The following is a 16,423-nucleotide window of genomic DNA, read 5'->3' as shown; positions in this document are numbered from 1 at the left end:
GAATTGGGGCGACCTTAGAAGGTCTTGGCGGCCTGCAGGTCCTCTTCGGAGTAGTCCCACGTCACGTTGTGGGGCGGCAGGGCCTCCTTGAACCAGCGGGGGAGCTGGTCGTCGTGCTTGGTAAAGCCGGCGTCGGCGTTGAAGGAGTGCTCGTCCTTCAGAGTCTGCACGCCAAGGGCGAGGGCGTCGTCCGGCGTGATGTTGCCGCCGTAGCGGGCGTTGAGCAGGTCGCACAGCACCTGCATGGCGTCCGGAGTATCCAGCACGGCAAAGGCCACAAACAGGCACATGCCGGTGGAATCGATGGACGCGGTGGCCACCTGAAGATTCTTGGACAGCTCAACGTTGCCGTCGTCCTTCATGCCGTCCACATCGCCGCCCACTTTGAGGACGTTCTGACACACGGCGTAGCCGGCGGTATGGTCGCCGCCCATGGGGTTGGTGGCGTAGGTGACGCCAACACCCTTGACCGCGCGGGGGTCGTAGGCGGGCAGGGCCTGATTCTTGACGGTGGGCACGCGGTCCACGCCAAAGGCGGCGGCAGTGGAGCCCGTGCCGTTGCCGATGATGCGGCCCAGCGGGTCGTCAGTGCCGACCTTTTCCAGCAGCGCCTTGGCGGCGGGGCCATCGCCCCACTCAATGAGGCCGCCTTCCATGGCCATGGTCACGGCGTTGGCCATCTCGATGGTGTCGATGCCCTTTTCGTCGCAAACGCGGTCCATTTCGGCGATGAGGTCGATATCGTGCACAAGGCCGTTGGGACCAAAGCCCCACAGGGTCTCGTACTCAAAGCCGGAGGTCACGTATTCGCCCTTTTCGTCCACGTAGCGCTGGGAGCACTGCATCACGCAGCCGGGGTGACAGCCTTCGTGTACCTTGCCGCCGCGCTTTTCGATGAGTTCGGACATCTTTTCGCCGGAGACGTCGGCGGCGTGCTCGTACTGGCCGCTGCGGAAGTTCTTAGTGGGCAGTGCGCCAGCTTCGTTGATGATGTTCACGAGGATGGCGGTGCCGAATCCGGCAAGGCCCTGACCGGTAACCGGGTGGGTCTTGAGGATTTCGGTCCAGCGCTTGTTGGCGGCCTTGAACGCGTCCTTGTCGGCGTATTCAATGCCCTTGGCGCCGGAGTTGTCCACGGCGATGCAGCGCACGCGCTTGGAGCCCATCACAGCGCCCATGCCGCCACGGCCAGCGGAGCGTGCGGGGTTGCCGAAGGGGTCGGTAAACTGGATGGTGGACGCCTGCAGGCACTGCTCGCCGGCGGTACCGATGAGGGCCACGGTGGCTTTGCCGCCAAAGGCCTCGTCCAGCACCTTCTGGTACGCGTAGTTGTCCTTGCCTTCACGGTCCGGGGCGTCGGAGAATTCCACGCCGTCCTTGGTGATGCGGATGGCGGTGAAGGGAGCGTCCTTTTCGGGCTTGTCCTCCAGCACAACAGCGGCGAGGCCCAGCTTGGCCAGCTTCTGGGACAGCATGCCGCCGGAGTTGGACTCCTTGATGGAGCCCGTCAGCGGGGACTTGGCGCCAACGGAAATGCGGCCGGAGTTGGCGGCCATGGTGCCGGACAGCAGTCCGGGGGCAAAAATGAGCTTGTTGTCGGCAGAGAGGGCGTGAGCGTCGGCCGGAACCTCTTTACGCACAATGCGGGACGTGAGGGCGCGGCCTCCAAGACCTGCATATTCCCCCATATCCTCGTACTTGTACGTACGCTCGCGAGTGTTGATACGCAAAATTTTCATCGTGCTTTCCTCCAGTTTGCAGCTCGATAAACTGTTGCTTCAATGCTTCAAACTTCATATCGTCTATGACCAACTGAATACATTGTCAAAATCATAGAAAACTGCATTGTTGTTACATACAGTTCCTGCAAGACAGTTTATTCTGTTCTCCGGATTGAAGCGCCACAAAATAACCAAGACGAACCAATCCCAACAGAAGCGCGGAGGAAAATTTTGCAATCCGTTCCAAAGATTTCACCCCAGCCCGGTTCCGGTGATATTTCCGGGGAAATAGCCATCCGCCTCGCGCCGGGGCACGCGGCGTCCCTGCACCTCCTCCTGCAAGAGGGCGTGGACATCGCCCTGCCACAGCCCATGACGGTCCGCGACCTGCTGACCCAGCACCTGCACATCCCCGCAGACTACGTGGACCGCGACATCAGCACCGTGTTTCTCGAAGGCCACCCCGTGGATGATATCGACACCGCCGAGATCGCCGCTGGCAGCACGCTTGCCCTTTCCGGGTCGCTTCCCGGCATCTGCGGCATCACCATGCGCCGCCACAGCCCCATTGCGCGCATGCGCTCAGGCATTGCCCTGCAGGACGGCGCGCCGGCAGAAGGCGGCGCCGGAACCATCCGCCTGCGCGCCTTCAACTTCATCGCCAAGGGCGTGGCCGCTCCTGTCTTTGCCGCCGGGGTTCAGCTCACAGCCCGCCGCGCACGCGGGGCGCTGGCGCCCGTCCTCACGGCGCAGGACGCCATCCACAGCGCCACCGCAGAGGGATCGCCCATCGCTCCTGCCGCCCTTGAAGAGCACCTGCGCCAATGCGCGGACGCCATCATCCATCTGACCGTTTCGGCCTGAGTCATGCCGCTTTTCACCGCATAACGCCGCCCACGCACAGCGCGGGCGCGGGGGGAGTGCGCCCATGCGCCCAGCTACCGCGCCCCGCCACCACGCCGGACATGGGGCATTTGCAATTGCCTTGTGTTGCGGTATTGCAGACCTATTAAATCGTTCAATTTTCTCGTCACGTGTTCGGAGGCGAAGTGCAAAAAGGTTTCTTTCAAGTCGTCAGCCCGGAAACATTCATCGGCCTGCTCAAGGATTTTCCCACCCTCGCGCAGACATCCGTCCCCCTGCACGACGCGGCGGGGCGCATTCTTGCCAGCGACGTCACCGCCGCCGAAGACCTGCCCATGGTCAACCGCTCGTGCATGGATGGCTACGCCGTCAACGCGCGCGACGCCTTTGGGGCAAGCGAATCCAACCCGGCCTATCTGGAGTGCCGGGGCAGTCTGTCTATCGATGAACAGCCCTCAGCCCCCCTGTCCCGCGGGGACTGTGTGGGCATTGTCACCGGCGGCACCCTGCCCGAAGGGGCGGACGCCGTGGTGATGGTGGAACACACCCAGGAGCTTGGCGCTGGCACCATTGAATTCCGCAAGTCCGTCGCCCCCGGCGACAACGTTATGCAGCGCGGCGAGGACGCCCGGGCAGGACAGCCCGCCCTCACCGCAGGCACCCCCTTGCGCCCACAGGAGGTCGGCCTGTTGGCCGCCCTTGGCGTCAGCGAAGTGCCGGTGCGAAAGCGCCCGCGCGTTGGCCTCATCTCCACCGGAGACGAACTTATCCCCGTCACGGACACGCCGCGTCCGGGACAAATCCGCGATGTGAACAGCTACGCCCTCGGCGCGCTGGTGCGCACCGCAGGCGGCGTGCCCACGCTGTACGGCCTGGTGCGCGATGACGAGGCCAGCCTTGCCGCTGCCATCAAAAAAGGCGTAGAGGAAAATGACGTGGTGCTCATCTCCGGCGGCAGTTCCATTGGCGTGCGCGACCTGACGCAGGCCGCCATTGAGGAATTGCCCGACGCGCAGGTGCTGGCCCACGGCGTTGCCGTCAGCCCCGGCAAGCCCACCATTCTGGCCCGCGCAGGCAGCACCGCCGTGTGGGGACTGCCCGGACAGGTCACCTCCGCACAGGTGGTGATGCACGTGTTTGGCCTGCCCTTTTTGCGCCACATCGCCGGGGACAGGGACGCCTTTGCCCCGCGCCGCCGCAGCGTGCGCCGCGCCACCCTCGGGCGCAACATCGCCTCCAAACAGGGGCGCGAGGACTACGTCCGAGTCCGGCTGGAAACCCGCGAGGACGGCGCCAGCATAGCCACGCCCGTCCTTGGCAAATCCGGCCTGCTGCGCACCATGCTCCGCGCCGACGGGCTGGTCCGCATCCCGGCGGATACGGAAGGCCTCTTCGAGGGCCACCCCGTGGACGTATGGCTGCTCAACTAACAGCACGCCAAACAGGCACCGTCCCAAACAGCACAGCAACGGCAGGCCCGCGCCACAGCGCATGAACAGCCAAAGCACCGCACACAGCGAAGGCACCCATGAAGCGCAATATCTATCTCGACACCATTCCCATTGACGAAGCCGTGGGCAAGGTTCAGGCCGCCCTAGACAGGGAAAGCCTCCTCGGCACCGAAACCATTCCCACCCACGAGGCCGCAGGCCGCATCACGGCGTGCGCCATCCATGCGCGGCTGTCCTCGCCCACCTACCACAGTGCGGCCATGGACGGCATTGCCGTGGACGCCGAAGCCACCTTTACCGCGCGCGAGGACGAGCCCCTCACCCTTGGGGCGGACGCCTTTGTCCCGGTCAACACCGGCAACCCGCTGCCGGACGGCACCAACGCCGTCATCATGATCGAAAACGTGGTCATGACCGCCGACGGCAGCGCCCGCATTGAGGCGCCGGCCTTTCCGTGGCAGCACGTACGCCGCATCGGCGAGGACATCGTCGCCACGGAACTGCTCATCCCGCAGAACCACGAGCTCACGGCCTATGACATTGGCGCGCTGCTCTCTGCGGGCATCTGGGAGGTCACCGTGCATGAGCGCATTATCATGCACGTCATTCCCACCGGCGACGAGGTGCTGGACTTTACGGACCGCCCGACCCCGGCGCCGGGGCAGGTGGTGGAAAGCAACTCGCAGGTCTTTGCCGCACTGGCGCAAAGCTGGGGCATCGACATCCGCCGCACCGCGCCCGTCCCGGACAAGCCCGGCGCCCTCATCGAGGCCGTGGAAGACGCCCTTGGCACAGACGCGCACATTATCGTCATTGGCGCAGGTTCCTCGGCCGGCGCCAAGGACTACACCCGCACCGTCATGGAGAGCGTCGGCAGCGTGCTGGTGCACGGCATTAAGGCCATGCCCGGCAAGCCCACCCTGCTGGGCATGGCGGACAAGGCCCACGGCGGCAAGCTCCTTGTGGGCGCGCCGGGCTATCCCGTCAGCGCGGTGGTGTGCATGGAGGAACTGGTGGCCCCGCTGTGCGCGTGGCTGACCCGCCGCACCCTGCCCCGCCGCCCGGAAGTGGACGTGGAGCTAACGCGCAGCGTGCCGTCCAAGCTGGGCATGGAAGAATTCTTGCGCCTGTCCATCGGCCGCGTTGGCGGCAAGTACGTCGCCACGCCCCTGTCGCGCGGGGCGGGCATGATTACCACCATGACCCGCGCGCAGGGCATCTGCCGCATTCCGGCCAACTCCGAAGGCGTAGAACAGGGCGCCACCGTCCGCGCCGACCTGCGCGTGCCGCAGGACGCGCTGGAGCGCACCCTTGTCGCCGTGGGCAGCCATGACAACACCATAGACCTGCTCGCCAACGCCCTCATGGGGCTGGAGACGCCCATCCACCTTGCCTCCACCCATGTGGGCAGCATGGGCGGACTCATGGCCGTCAAAAACGGCTCCTGCCACATGGCGGGCACCCACCTCTTCGCCCCCGAAACCGGCGACTACAACACGCCCTTTGTCCGCAAATATCTCCCGGATGTGGACGCAGTGCTGGTCAACCTTGCGGTGCGCCATCAGGGCCTCATGGTCCCGGCAGGAAACCCCAAAGGCATCTCGGGCGTTGACGACCTCGCCCGCGAGGACGTGCAGTTCATCAACCGCCAGCGCGGGGCGGGAACCCGCATCCTGCTGGACTGGCACCTCTCCGAGGCCGGCATCACGCCCCAGCAGGTCAACGGCTACGACAAGGAAGAATTCACCCACATGGCCGTGGCGGTAAACGTGCTCACCGGCGCGGTGGACTGCGGGCTGGGCATCATGGCCGCCGCCCGCGCCCTCGGGCTGGACTTTGTCCCCCTTGCGCGTGAGCGCTACGACCTGCTCATCCCGCGCGAGCACCTTGCGGACCCACGCGTCAAGGCCGTGCTGGACCTCATCCGCAGCGCGGACTTCCGCACAAGCATTGAAGCCCTTGGCGGCTACGAAACCACCTGCACCGGCGAATTCATGGAAGCCGGACAGGGCCTGCCCTAGGCAGGCCGCCCCCATGCGGGGCACACAACCCACCATTCACAAAAACGGGCGGCGCACACAGCGCCGCCCGTTTTTCTGCCTCTGGCAGGTCCGGTGACCGAACCAGCACAAGGGCTTGCCTTTCCGTGATTTTTTGCCACAATGCGGGGCATGATTATCACAGTAAAATGCTTTGCCACGCTCAAGCCCTTTGAGCCGCAGGACGCGGCGGCCTACACCGCGCCGGACGGCGTCACCGTGGGCGGCCTGATGGACCACCTCGGCATCCCCCGCGACGAGGTCAAAATCATGTTCATCAACAACAAGCACACCACCGTGGACGCCACCATACACGACGGCGACCGGGTGGGCCTGTTCCCTGCCGTAGGCGGAGGATGACGCCATGGGCTGCGCGGACCCCATAGGCAACCGAACGCGGGAGCTTGCCCTCTCCGCAGCCATGCCCGACGGCTCGCCCTATTTGAGCCTTGGCATCCATGCGGCCCGCGAACTTGCCGCCGAGTGCGGCGAAACGCTCCGCGCCATAGAAGTCGCCGCCCTTGGCGCCGGGGTCATCCCGGAGCGCTACATCCGCAACTTTTCCACGCTGGACTGTCAGGGGCAGGTGCGCCTGCTGTGTTCCAAGGCCGTGCTCATTGGCCTTGGCGGCCTTGGCGGCCTGCTCCTTGAAGCCATGGTCCGTATGGGCGTTGGCACCATTGAGGCGGCGGACGGCGACTCCTTTGAGGAAAGCAACCTCAACCGCCAACTGACCTCCACGACGGATATCGTGGACATTCCCAAAACCCGCGCCGCCACCGTCCGCGCCATGACCGTGAACCCCGCCGTGGACTTTCTGGCCCATGAGGTGATGGTGGATGAATCCGACATGCTGGCCATGTGCGAAGACGCCCACGTGGTGGTGGACGCCCTTGGCGGACTGGACGACCGCCCCGCCTTGCAACGCGTGGCCGCGCGCGCCGGCCTGCCCCTTGTGACGGCGGGCATCGCGGGCCTGTCGGGCTATGTTGCCACGGTGATGCCGGGCCAGCCCGGTCCGGCGGACTTCTTTGGCGCCAGCGGCGGAGCCGAGGACGCCCTCGGCAGCCCTGCTCCAGGCGTGTATACCGCCGCCAGTCTGCAAAGCGCGGAGATCATGCGTCTGCTAGGTACGGGGACGCCGGCCCTCGCCGGAAAGATGCTCCTGTTCGACCTGCGGGACATGAGCTTCGAAACCATTGACATCGCGTCCTAACCCGCCTCCCCCACCGCTGTCCCCCACCATGGGCGGACGTTCAACACACGCAAAGCCCGCGGCGCGGGCTCGACGCGAGGCCAACGCGGCACCATGCTCTACAAAGGAATGCGTCTTTTGGTAAGTCCCGCTGAATAACGGATTCCGCCACCCCACTAACCCTGCCTGCTCACAATCCCTCCCGGCCCCGCAAGGGGCGCAGTCAGCGCTGTGCGCTTGATGGTGACAATATTGCGCAGCACGTCCGTGGTCTCCAGCAGCGGATTGCCCTCGGGCATGGACGTGGTCGCCAGCGACGTGATGACCTGTTGCAGGGTCTTGCGCTTGGTGAGGTCGAATTCCTCGGCAATGGGCGGCCCCGGATCCTCAAGGGCCGACTTGGGAAGCAGGCGCTCATATAGGTCCGGCGTCCGCGCCGAGAGCGACGCCTTTTGCCAGTCCGCCACCAATCCGCTCAGCCCCGCGAAGGTGCTGCGCGCCGCGTCCGGGTCGCGCATGACGCCTTCCATAAACGCCTCACGGTCCACCACCAGCAGTTTTTCCGCCGTAAACTCACGGATGCCGTACCCCGCAAGCTCCCCCTCGCGCGAGGTAATGGCCGCACGCCAACGGTCGGCAAAGCCGTCCTCAAAGACTTCCTGATGCGGCAGGACAAACGCCCGCAGGTCATTATAAGCCGTCACCACATCGGCAAGGCGGTCCTCCACCTCCCCGTAGGCCTCCACCACGCGCAGGGGAATGGCCTCGCCATACGACGACTGCGCCTCAAACACCACGCGCCCCTTATCCACCGCCACCAGCCCGGTCTCGGACACCACTTCGTCGCCATCCACCACCACCCGCGCATCCATGCCCGGCGTCGCCGTGGCGTTCATGCCAAGGGTCTCAAGGAGCGTTCCGCCCACCGTGGTGGTCCATGACGACCCATCGTAGAAATACCACGCGTCGTCCTCCTCGCTGTACACAGTGTTGTCGTCCGTGGGCGTGGTCTCGTCCCACGTGGCGCTGAGCTCGTCATATTCATAGATGCGGTTCTCCACCCAGCCATTGGCCGTGGCCGAGGCGATATACCGCTCGCCATTGACGGGCGCGGCGGGCAAGGCCGCCGTCGGGTCAAAAAAGTCCAGCACGTCGTCCACAACAGGGCCGCCAAAGTCGCGCAGGTACATGCGCTCCCCACGCTTGGGGCTGACAAGGGTCACCTCCAAGTACTCGCCCTCCGCCATGAGCGGCTGCGTATCCAGCCCAGACGGACGCTGTCCGTCACGAATCTCCGCCCGCAGGCGCCCCGATGAGGAATTGAGCGCCCCGGCAAGCGCGCGCAGCACCTCGCCCATGGTCATATCCGCCTCAAGGGAGACAAGCACCTCCTCAGTCGCGCCATTTATGGAAAAGCGCACCTGATGCTCCCCTGCGGCAAAGGGCGAGGCGGCCCCGGGGTCCAGTACATCGGAACGCACGCTGGACGCATGCGCTGTAGAGTCCACACGGACGCGGTAGGGCAAGGTTTCGGCGGCAAAGGCGGGCGTGGTGGTTGCTTTCAGATTCAACTCGGCAAGCAGGTGCCCGTCCTCATCGGCAAGGGAGACATCCTGCGCGCTGACGGCGGGATTGACGGTAATGGCAAGGGCGGAGCCAACGGCGACAAGGCCGTCAACATACTGATTCGGGGCGTTCTGGCGGACAACCTCCGCCTGCACGGGCAGGGACAGCGCATTGATGCCCGCCGCCACCTGCTCCACCATATCGCCCCACGTGGCGTCGTCATCCAGCGCGATGTCCACATTCTCCGTCTCGCCCCCTTGGGTCACGGAAAAGCGGTATTCGCCACCGGCAAGGTCTGTGGACGTCCACGGCATGTGGCCACTGGAAAAATATTTGTAATAGCGCGTCACCTCGTCCTGAGGGCGCACGCGGGCGGCAAGGCGACCGGACAGCTCATCCGAGGCATTGGAAGGGGTCACAAGGCGGGCGCGGGTAAAGGAGGTATCTTCAGGCCATGCAAAGCGGGCAAGGGCGTCTTCAAAGGCCGCCACCTTGGAGCCAAGGCGCTCCACAGTGCCGGTGACCAGCCTGCCGTAGCGCTGGCGGCGCTGGGCATTCTCAAAGCGCCACGCCACGCGCGAATCAAGGGCCAGCCGCTCAAGGGGCGAGGCAAAGGCCTTGCCCTCGGCAGCGGTGCCGCGCAGCGTATCACCCGCGCTGATGCGTCCCTGATAATCAATGCTGACCATATGCCCGCCCAACACAAGGGGTGCGAGAACACGCAAAGGCGGGCGGAGAGAAACGGGGCGGGCTAGGCGTCCGCCCCGGCGTAGTCGACGTGCTCCATACACAGGCCCTGTGGCGGCGCGGTCACGTAGCGCACAGCGCTCCGGTCCGCCGCAGCAAGGACGCGGTCCACGTCCTGCGGGGCAAAGCGTCCACGCCCCACTTCCACCATCAGGCCCATCAGGTTGCGCACCATCTGCTTCAAAAAGCCGTCGGCGGAAAAGCGCCACACCACTTCATCAGCGAATGCTCCGGCGCTGCGGGTTATGCCCGTCACGGTGCGCACAGTGCTCTTCACGGGCGTCCCCGTGTTTTGAAACGAGGCAAAGTCATGCTCTCCGGCAAGCCGCTTTGCCGCCTCGTCCATGGCCGCCATGTCCAGCGGTCCCGTCTTCCAGACGTAGCGCCGCCTTTGCGGTAAAACATATCGGCCATTCAGCCATAAACTATAGGCATAGGTCTTGGACGTGGCGGAATAGCGGGCGTGGAAGTCGTCCGGCACAAGGGCGGCGGCCGTCACGGCCACGTCGTCCGGCAACAGGGCGTTGCAGGCGCGCATCCAGTCCACTCCGGCCTTGTCCGGCGGAATGTCCATGTGCGCCACCTGCCCCAGTGCATGGACGCCGGAGTCCGTCCGTCCGGACCCAAAGGCCCGGACGGGGCACCCGCATACGCGGGTCATAACGGATTCCACCAGTCCCTGAATGGTTGGTTGGTCAGCGCGGCCAGCCTGAATCTGCCAGCCGCAATAGGCCGTGCCCTCGTAGGCGATATCCAGTCGCAGTCTGGGCACGGACTACTCGAAGGGAATCTGCAAGCGGGTCAGCTTTTCGGCCAGACGCGCCGCCTTCTTGGCGTTGACGTAGGTGAGGATTTCGCCGGCCTGACGTCCGCGCATGCCTGACAGAATCTTGACGGCCTGCCGCTCGTCCATGGTCTCCAGAACCTGCGCGGCCTGCTTGGCCTTCATGTTGGAGAAGACCTCCACAAGGTGCTTGTCGCGCTTGTTCTTGATGGCCTTGGCGTCTTCGAGCATCCGTTCAATCTGCTGGCGGGTCTTTTTCAGCTCGGCCATATCGCGGGCAATTTTGTCTTCCAGCGCATTGAGGTCGCGCTCGCGCCGGTCCAGCTCCTCCTGCTTCTGCATGAGGGCGTCGCGGCCGAGGGGCGGCTCGGTGGGCTGGGCCTCACTCTGCGCCGCGGCGGGGGCGTCCTGCGCGTGGGCCCTTGCGGGCTCCACCACCTTGCGCACCGCCTGCTGGGGCGCAGGCTGCGGGGCGCGCTGGGCCACCTGCTGGGTCTGGCGCACCGTACTCACGGGGCCATCGACCACAGCCTGCCACCCAATAAAGGTCAGCAGGCACAATTTCAGAAGGGCCAGCGTCATCAGGCCCTTAACGATCTTAGAGAGTCCCATTTTCGTAACGAAGCGTGGCCATCTCATCGGCTTCCCTCTGCTCTCGCGCATTCTCCTCGCGGTTGAACGCCGTCTCCTGCGACGCGCGCAACCGTTCGAGGGTCTTTTTCTCTTTTGCCGTTTTCACGGCCTCCTGCCTGCAGGCGTTCAGGCGCTTGGCGCGCTGAAACAACTCCTGCTCGGCAATGGAGATGTCCTGCTCCAGACGACTCTTATACATCCGCCACAGCCACAGGTCGCCTTCGGAAAGATTGCGGCGACCATCCAGCGAGGCTTCGTGCCCGGCCAGACGCTCGCGCAGGCCCTCCACCAGTGCGGACTGCTCCTGATGCGCCCGCGTGGCGACGGCAAGCTCCATTCTGGCTCGCGTTTCAAGCTGCTCGCGGTACTCCAGCACCCGTTGCAGCCGAAATGAAAAACGTTTGGGCACGGTGTTTCCTCTTCAGCGTAGCGTCAACCTTGCGACATCAAAATAGGTTCCACCGGCAAAGTAGCAATATCCGGGCCGAAGCGGATTTCGCCCTGGCGGCCCCCACCATACCAAGGCGCGACCGCCAGCGCAAAGAGGGCGGCAGAGCCGATTTTGACCAATGCGCGCCCATGGGTTGCGAATCGCGCACGGATATGCTCATTTGCACTGAGAGGAGAGCACTTCCCTATGCAAAGAATGGAAACCGTCTTGCGTGCATTTCTAAAAAAGCACGACCCAGATGGCATGCAACGCACACTGCGCCGACTGTGGCGGCACTGGCCGGAGATTGTGGACGAACACATCGCCGAGATTGCCCGTCCCATCGGCCATAGAAAACGCATCCTGCTCATTGGCGTGGAAGATTCCATGGTCATGCAGGACCTCACGTTTTATGCGCCATACATTCTGGAACAGGTGAATGCCTTTCTTGGTACAAAAAGCTTTGACAAAGTTCTCCCAGAGTTGATAAGAGACCGCGTTTCACTGGACCTAATTAAGAAAAGAACCACTTCGGCGGTTCGCTTCGAGCCCAGTCGCCCACAGAATCTCGGCTCTCAGGCCGACGCGTTCGACGCGAACTCTGCCGTGGCAAGGTGCTACGCCGCCTATGTGAAGCTTTTCAACGAACGAGGGCAAAACGGTACCCGTCAGCCCCGGACGACGAATACAGACTTTCCCAAGGAGGAGAAAACGAGATGAGCGAAGAAATCAACATCGAGCTGAAAAAGCCGCTTGAGAAGATGACCATCAAGGAACTGCGCGAACTCGCCATCGCCGAGATCCCGCAGATCACCGGTGCATCCGGCATGGACAAAGACACTCTCCTCGCCGCCATCAAAGAGGTGCTCGGCATCGCTGACGACGACGAGAACAAGGGCAACCCCTACCAGGGTCAGATCGCCCGCATCAAAAAAGAGCTGAACGAGCTGCGCGCCAAGAAGCTGACCACGAAGGGCAGCAAAGAGCGTGAGATCATCCGTAAGAAGATCAACAAGCTCAAGAAGTACACCCGTCGTCTGGCGCACTCCGCCTAACGAAATTTCAAAAAGCGCGATTTAAGGGTTGACACCCCCGGGCGAAAACCGTAAATCGCTGTTTCCGCGCTGGCGGATCGTCTAAGTGGTAGGACGCTGGATTCTGGTCCCAGTAATCAAGGTTCAAGTCCTTGTCCGCCAGCCAACTTATCACGTCCCCATCGTCTAGCCTGGCCCAGGACACCTGCCTTTCACGCAGGCGACAGGGGTTCAAATCCCCTTGGGGACGCCAGGAAACACAGCCCTCCGGAGCAATCCGGAGGGCTTTTTCGTTGTGCGAGGCGCCACGCCTCGCCCTCTCGCCCTCCAATACAGGCCGTGCTACTGAAACGGGAAATCCACCCGTAGGAGACGCCATGCCCCGTCACGACGCCCCACAGACCACCCCCGTCACACTGACCACGCCGCGCCTTATCCTCCGCCAATGGCGCGAGGCCGACCGCGCGCCCTTTGCCGCCCTTGGGGCCGACCCGGAAGTCATGCGCTATTTCCCGGCCCTGCTCTCGCGGGAGGAAAGCGACGAAACAGCGCAGCATCTGGCGCAGCGCATTGCGGACAACGGTTGGGGATTCTGGGCGGTGGAGCATCGCGACTCAGGCGCCTTTCTCGGCTTCGTGGGGCTGAACGCGCCTCAAGTGGACCTCCACTTCACGCCCTGCGTCGAGGTGGGCTGGCGCCTTGGCCGGGAGCACTGGGGAAACGGCTACGCCACGGAAGCCGCCCGCGCCGCGCTGGACTTTGGCTTCACGCATCTTGGCCTCACAAGTATTGTCGCCTTCACCGCCCATACCAACGTCCCGTCGTTGGCCGTTATGCGCCGCCTCGGCATGACACGCGACGCCCATGGCGACTTCATCCACCCCGCCGTCCCGGCGAATCATCCCCTGCAACCGTTCGTCCTGTACCGCATCACCCGCGAGGCTTGGCAAAAGCACCGCGCGCAGGCGTAGCCAGCGCCATACCCCAGGGAAAACACTCCCTGCGAACACGAGGTGGAGAAAGAGCCCCCCTCGCGCCACTCCACATGGCTTCCACAACACTTTTCCCCTGTGTTCCAAGCCCTTGCGCAAGCCTCGGCGCAATTCATCCAGAAAACCCGACGCTGCCGCCAAAAACACACGCTCTTCCCCGCCCCGGCGCCCCTACCCCGTCCTTCACACAAAAAAATACCCCTCTCCGCATTTTTTCGTTTGACAACGGCGAAAATTCTCCGTAGATGCTTTTTCTCGCGTTGGCGGATCGTCTAAGTGGTAGGACGCTGGATTCTGGTCCCAGTAATCAAGGTTCAAGTCCTTGTCCGCCAGCCAACTGCTTGTCCCCATCGTCTAGCCTGGCCCAGGACACCTGCCTTTCACGCAGGCGACAGGGGTTCAAATCCCCTTGGGGACGCCAGGACAGCACAGCCCTCCGGAGCAATCCGGAGGGCTTTTTTTGTGCGCAAAACGCCCCTCTCAGCTCTCACCACTCCCGAGCACTGGACCTCACTCCTTCCTTGCTATAGAACTCACGAATCGCTCATGGTTGCACCTTTTTCCAACCCTTCAGCCGTCAAGAACGCTCTGTTGCGAGTCGCCAATGCCTGAACGCGTCAAAACCATTACCATCCTTGTCCCCGTCCTCAACGAAGAGGACAGCATCGCCTACTTTTTGGACACGGTCCGAAACGTCATCCGCAATGAGCCATACCAGTGGAAATTCCTTTTCGTCGACGACGGCAGCACCGACGCGACGCTCAGCATCCTCCGCACACTCAGCGAGACGGATGACTCCATTGGCTTCCTGTCCCTAAGCCGCAACTTCGGCAAGGAAACGGCTATGGCCGCAGGCCTGCGAAACGCCAAGGGCGACGCCGTCATTATCATGGATGTTGACCTTCAGGACCCGCCAGAGCTCATCCCACAATTCCTCAGAAAATGGGAAGCAGGACATGCCTCCGTGGCCGGATTCCGCAACAGCCGCTCATCCGACTCCTTCCTGAAGCGCACAACAGCAGCGGGTTTCTACAGGGTGTTCAACATCTTTTCGAAGGTGAAAATTACTCCAAACACTGGTGACTACCGCCTTTTGGACCGCCGTGTTGTCGAAGCGCTCAACCTGCTGCCAGAACGAGTGCGTTTCACTAAAGGCCTCTATGCATGGGTCGGCTTCGATGAAGCCACCGTGGACTTTGTCCGCCCCGAGCGCGCCAAAGGGCAAACCAAATGGAACTCCTGGAAGCTCTGGAACTTCGCTATCGACGGCATCTCCGCCTTTAGCTCCTTCCCCATGCGCATCTGGGCCTACATTGGTTTCCTCGTCGCCGCATCCAGCTTCCTCTACGCCGCATACACCTTCCTTAAGACTCTCTTCTTCGGCGTGGATGTCCCAGGCTATTCCTCACTGCTCATCTCCATCCTCGGCCTCGGCGGGTGCATCCTGATGTCCCTTGGCATCATTGGCGAGTACCTTGGCCGCATCTATGAAGAAGTAAAGCTTCGCCCCATGTATCTGCTCAAAGAGCAGGGTGGCGTGGAGAAGGACAGCCATGAATAACACCGATCCCATGAATCACCACACTTCTGCGCACATCGCCGCCACGGCACTTATCGTAAGTATTTTCTGCATTGCTGCGTTCTTCACTTACCCAATAGCTGACGACTATTCATATGCATTAAAAGTAAGAAACACCCCTTTTACTGAATATCTTGTAAACTTCTATATGACGTGGTCTGGCCGATACGCTTCAAATATTCTCATCCCGCTCCTCGAACCGCTCAACAGGCACATCATACTCTACCAAACATTGCCGCTTCTGCTCATTGTCATTTTTTTTGGCGGCACACTTGCTGCGTTTCATACTGCATGCAAGAACTCTTTCAGTAATAAAGTTCTTTTTTCCCTAATCATTACATGTATATTTTTTACAGCCTCTGTCACTCTTCGCCAAAGTCTCTACTGGATGTCGGGCTCCTTGACCTACCAAATTTCTTTTTCCTTTTTCCCCATTCTGCTCGCATGCCTTTTTCATCTCGCCCTTGCAAAAGCACCGCGTCACGCCCTCTTATGGCCTTTTTTGTTCCTAAGCCTTTTCCTGTGTTGTGGAGCAACAGAAATGATCTGCTTGGGCGTACTTTTAACGACCTATGTGGCTGTAGGAACTGCCTATTTGAATAATCATCACGCGAAGCGGACTTTCCTCGTGATCGCATTTGTGACCACACTTTTCGCTCTCGCGTCTTTCCTAGCCCCCGGCAACTTTGCTCGGGCAACCAACTCTCCCCATGTTAATGCTTCCATTCTCAATAAAGTCCTACTGTGCTTAGGCGGAGGAGTATCCGGAGCTTTTGAGTCCTTCAAATGGTTCTTCCTCTCCCCATTCATTCCAGGAGTGCTCTTTATTTGCATACGCATGAAGCCTAAAAGCAAAACACAACTCCCTCTTGCCAAAGGCACAACGAAGCACAATGCATATTCAATATTTATCATACTTCTCTTTATTCTGTTTGCGATTTACTTCCTGGCCTACGCAGCAATCGGTGGATATCCATATGCCCGCGTTCGTAGTGGTATTTTTGCGACAGCTATCATCCTTGGCAGTGTTGGAATTCTCTTGTTCTGCGCCGATATTTCAACAAGACTTCATAAACTGGCCTCTTCCCACGCGCTGAGTAAAATTACTTTCGGAACCTTCATTGTAATTTCTCTCGCTATGCCCAACACGTCACTCACACTCTACAACCTGGCAAACGGCAACCTTTTGCAATACCGAAACCTTAAACGAGAACAACAAGAAATTGCTCGAAAGCATACACAACGCCCAGCGGTTATCCCCGTATCGTCCAATCACCCTCACCCTGTATGGTTTCGAGCCCTTGATGACCCGAAACGAACCTGGCTTGCTGGCGTCTACAAAGACTACTGGCGCTTAACCTCCATCACCTTCGAGCACAGGAACTAAG

Annotated in this window: 15 protein-coding genes and 4 tRNA genes; 14 read left to right on the top strand and 5 right to left on the bottom strand. The window is 61.8% G+C overall.

The features are described from left to right. Positions 1 to 14: 14 nt before the first annotated feature. Positions 15 to 1,739, bottom strand: coding sequence for an aldehyde ferredoxin oxidoreductase family protein (locus ACYQ2T_RS10065; RefSeq protein ID WP_459900324.1), 1,725 nt, complete (start codon positions 1,737 to 1,739; stop codon positions 15 to 17). Between the two features lie 213 nt (positions 1,740 to 1,952). Between ACYQ2T_RS10065 and ACYQ2T_RS10060 the strand changes: the two genes are divergently transcribed. The 5 genes from ACYQ2T_RS10060 to ACYQ2T_RS10040 all read left to right on the top strand — a co-directional run bounded on the left by ACYQ2T_RS10060 (position 1,953) and on the right by ACYQ2T_RS10040 (position 7,291). Then, positions 1,953 to 2,585 carry a hypothetical protein gene (locus tag ACYQ2T_RS10060; protein ID WP_459900322.1) on the top strand — a complete coding sequence of 211 codons (633 nt, stop codon included), beginning with the start codon at positions 1,953 to 1,955 and terminating at the stop codon, positions 2,583 to 2,585. Between the two features lie 185 nt (positions 2,586 to 2,770). Then, positions 2,771 to 4,015 (top strand): molybdopterin molybdotransferase MoeA, encoded by a 1,245-nt coding sequence (locus tag ACYQ2T_RS10055; protein ID WP_459900320.1) that lies wholly within the window; start codon positions 2,771 to 2,773, stop codon positions 4,013 to 4,015. A gap of 98 nt (positions 4,016 to 4,113) precedes the next feature. After that, a complete protein-coding gene (locus ACYQ2T_RS10050; RefSeq protein ID WP_459900318.1) occupies positions 4,114 to 6,057 on the top strand; it encodes a molybdopterin biosynthesis protein in 1,944 nt (647 codons plus the stop codon). A 150-nt stretch (positions 6,058 to 6,207) separates the two neighbouring features. Beyond that, a complete protein-coding gene (locus ACYQ2T_RS10045) occupies positions 6,208 to 6,435 on the top strand; it encodes a MoaD/ThiS family protein (protein ID WP_459900316.1) in 228 nt (75 codons plus the stop codon). Between the two features lie 4 nt (positions 6,436 to 6,439). Beyond that, positions 6,440 to 7,291: a ThiF family adenylyltransferase gene (locus tag ACYQ2T_RS10040; protein ID WP_459900315.1), complete on the top strand. Its 852-nt coding sequence runs from the start codon at positions 6,440 to 6,442 to the stop codon at positions 7,289 to 7,291. 155 nt (positions 7,292 to 7,446) lie between these two features. Here the strand turns inward: ACYQ2T_RS10040 and ACYQ2T_RS10035 are convergent, their stop codons facing one another. The 4 genes from ACYQ2T_RS10035 to fliJ form a co-directional block, all read right to left on the bottom strand. Then, a complete protein-coding gene (locus tag ACYQ2T_RS10035; RefSeq protein WP_459900314.1) occupies positions 7,447 to 9,525 on the bottom strand; it encodes a hypothetical protein in 2,079 nt (692 codons plus the stop codon). A 62-nt stretch (positions 9,526 to 9,587) separates the two neighbouring features. Next, entirely contained in the window at positions 9,588 to 10,355 is a 768-nt protein-coding gene (gene truA / locus ACYQ2T_RS10030; protein ID WP_459900312.1) for a tRNA pseudouridine(38-40) synthase TruA, read from the bottom strand. Positions 10,356 to 10,358: 3 nt separating this feature from the next. Continuing rightward, a complete protein-coding gene (locus ACYQ2T_RS10025; RefSeq protein WP_459900310.1) occupies positions 10,359 to 10,979 on the bottom strand; it encodes a MotE family protein in 621 nt (206 codons plus the stop codon). Beyond that, on the bottom strand, positions 10,966 to 11,409 hold the full coding sequence (gene fliJ, locus ACYQ2T_RS10020; protein WP_459900308.1) for a flagellar export protein FliJ: 444 nt from the start codon (positions 11,407 to 11,409) through the stop codon (positions 10,966 to 10,968). Before fliJ ends, ACYQ2T_RS10025 begins: the two co-directional genes overlap by 14 nt. 228 nt (positions 11,410 to 11,637) lie before the next feature. Between fliJ and ACYQ2T_RS10015 the strand changes: the two genes are divergently transcribed. The 9 genes from ACYQ2T_RS10015 to ACYQ2T_RS09975 all read left to right on the top strand — a co-directional run bounded on the left by ACYQ2T_RS10015 (position 11,638) and on the right by ACYQ2T_RS09975 (position 16,422). Beyond that, positions 11,638 to 12,150, top strand: a complete 513-nt coding sequence (locus ACYQ2T_RS10015; protein WP_404843945.1) for a DciA family protein — start codon at positions 11,638 to 11,640, stop codon at positions 12,148 to 12,150. Next, on the top strand, positions 12,147 to 12,485 hold the full coding sequence (locus tag ACYQ2T_RS10010; protein WP_459900307.1) for a hypothetical protein: 339 nt from the start codon (positions 12,147 to 12,149) through the stop codon (positions 12,483 to 12,485). The genes ACYQ2T_RS10015 and ACYQ2T_RS10010 overlap by 4 nt, the downstream gene beginning before the upstream one ends. Positions 12,486 to 12,555: 70 nt before the next feature. After that, positions 12,556 to 12,630: transfer RNA gene (locus ACYQ2T_RS10005), tRNA-Gln, on the top strand. Between the two features lie 9 nt (positions 12,631 to 12,639). Continuing rightward, positions 12,640 to 12,717 (top strand) — tRNA-Glu (locus tag ACYQ2T_RS10000). 124 nt (positions 12,718 to 12,841) lie between these two features. Next, positions 12,842 to 13,435, top strand: a complete 594-nt coding sequence (locus ACYQ2T_RS09995; protein ID WP_459900305.1) for a GNAT family N-acetyltransferase — start codon at positions 12,842 to 12,844, stop codon at positions 13,433 to 13,435. A 282-nt stretch (positions 13,436 to 13,717) separates the two neighbouring features. After that, positions 13,718 to 13,792, top strand: a tRNA-Gln gene (locus ACYQ2T_RS09990). A 7-nt stretch (positions 13,793 to 13,799) separates the two neighbouring features. Next, positions 13,800 to 13,877 (top strand) — tRNA-Glu (locus ACYQ2T_RS09985). 183 nt (positions 13,878 to 14,060) lie between these two features. Continuing rightward, positions 14,061 to 15,017 carry a glycosyltransferase family 2 protein gene (locus tag ACYQ2T_RS09980; protein WP_459900303.1) on the top strand — a complete coding sequence of 319 codons (957 nt, stop codon included), beginning with the start codon at positions 14,061 to 14,063 and terminating at the stop codon, positions 15,015 to 15,017. Then, a complete protein-coding gene (locus tag ACYQ2T_RS09975; RefSeq protein WP_459900301.1) occupies positions 15,010 to 16,422 on the top strand; it encodes a DUF6056 family protein in 1,413 nt (470 codons plus the stop codon). Before ACYQ2T_RS09980 ends, ACYQ2T_RS09975 begins: the two co-directional genes overlap by 8 nt. Position 16,423: the final 1 nt, after the last annotated feature.

It is taken from the genome of Desulfobaculum senezii (genome assembly GCF_054657395.1).
This window is presented reverse-complemented; position numbering and strand designations above follow the sequence as displayed.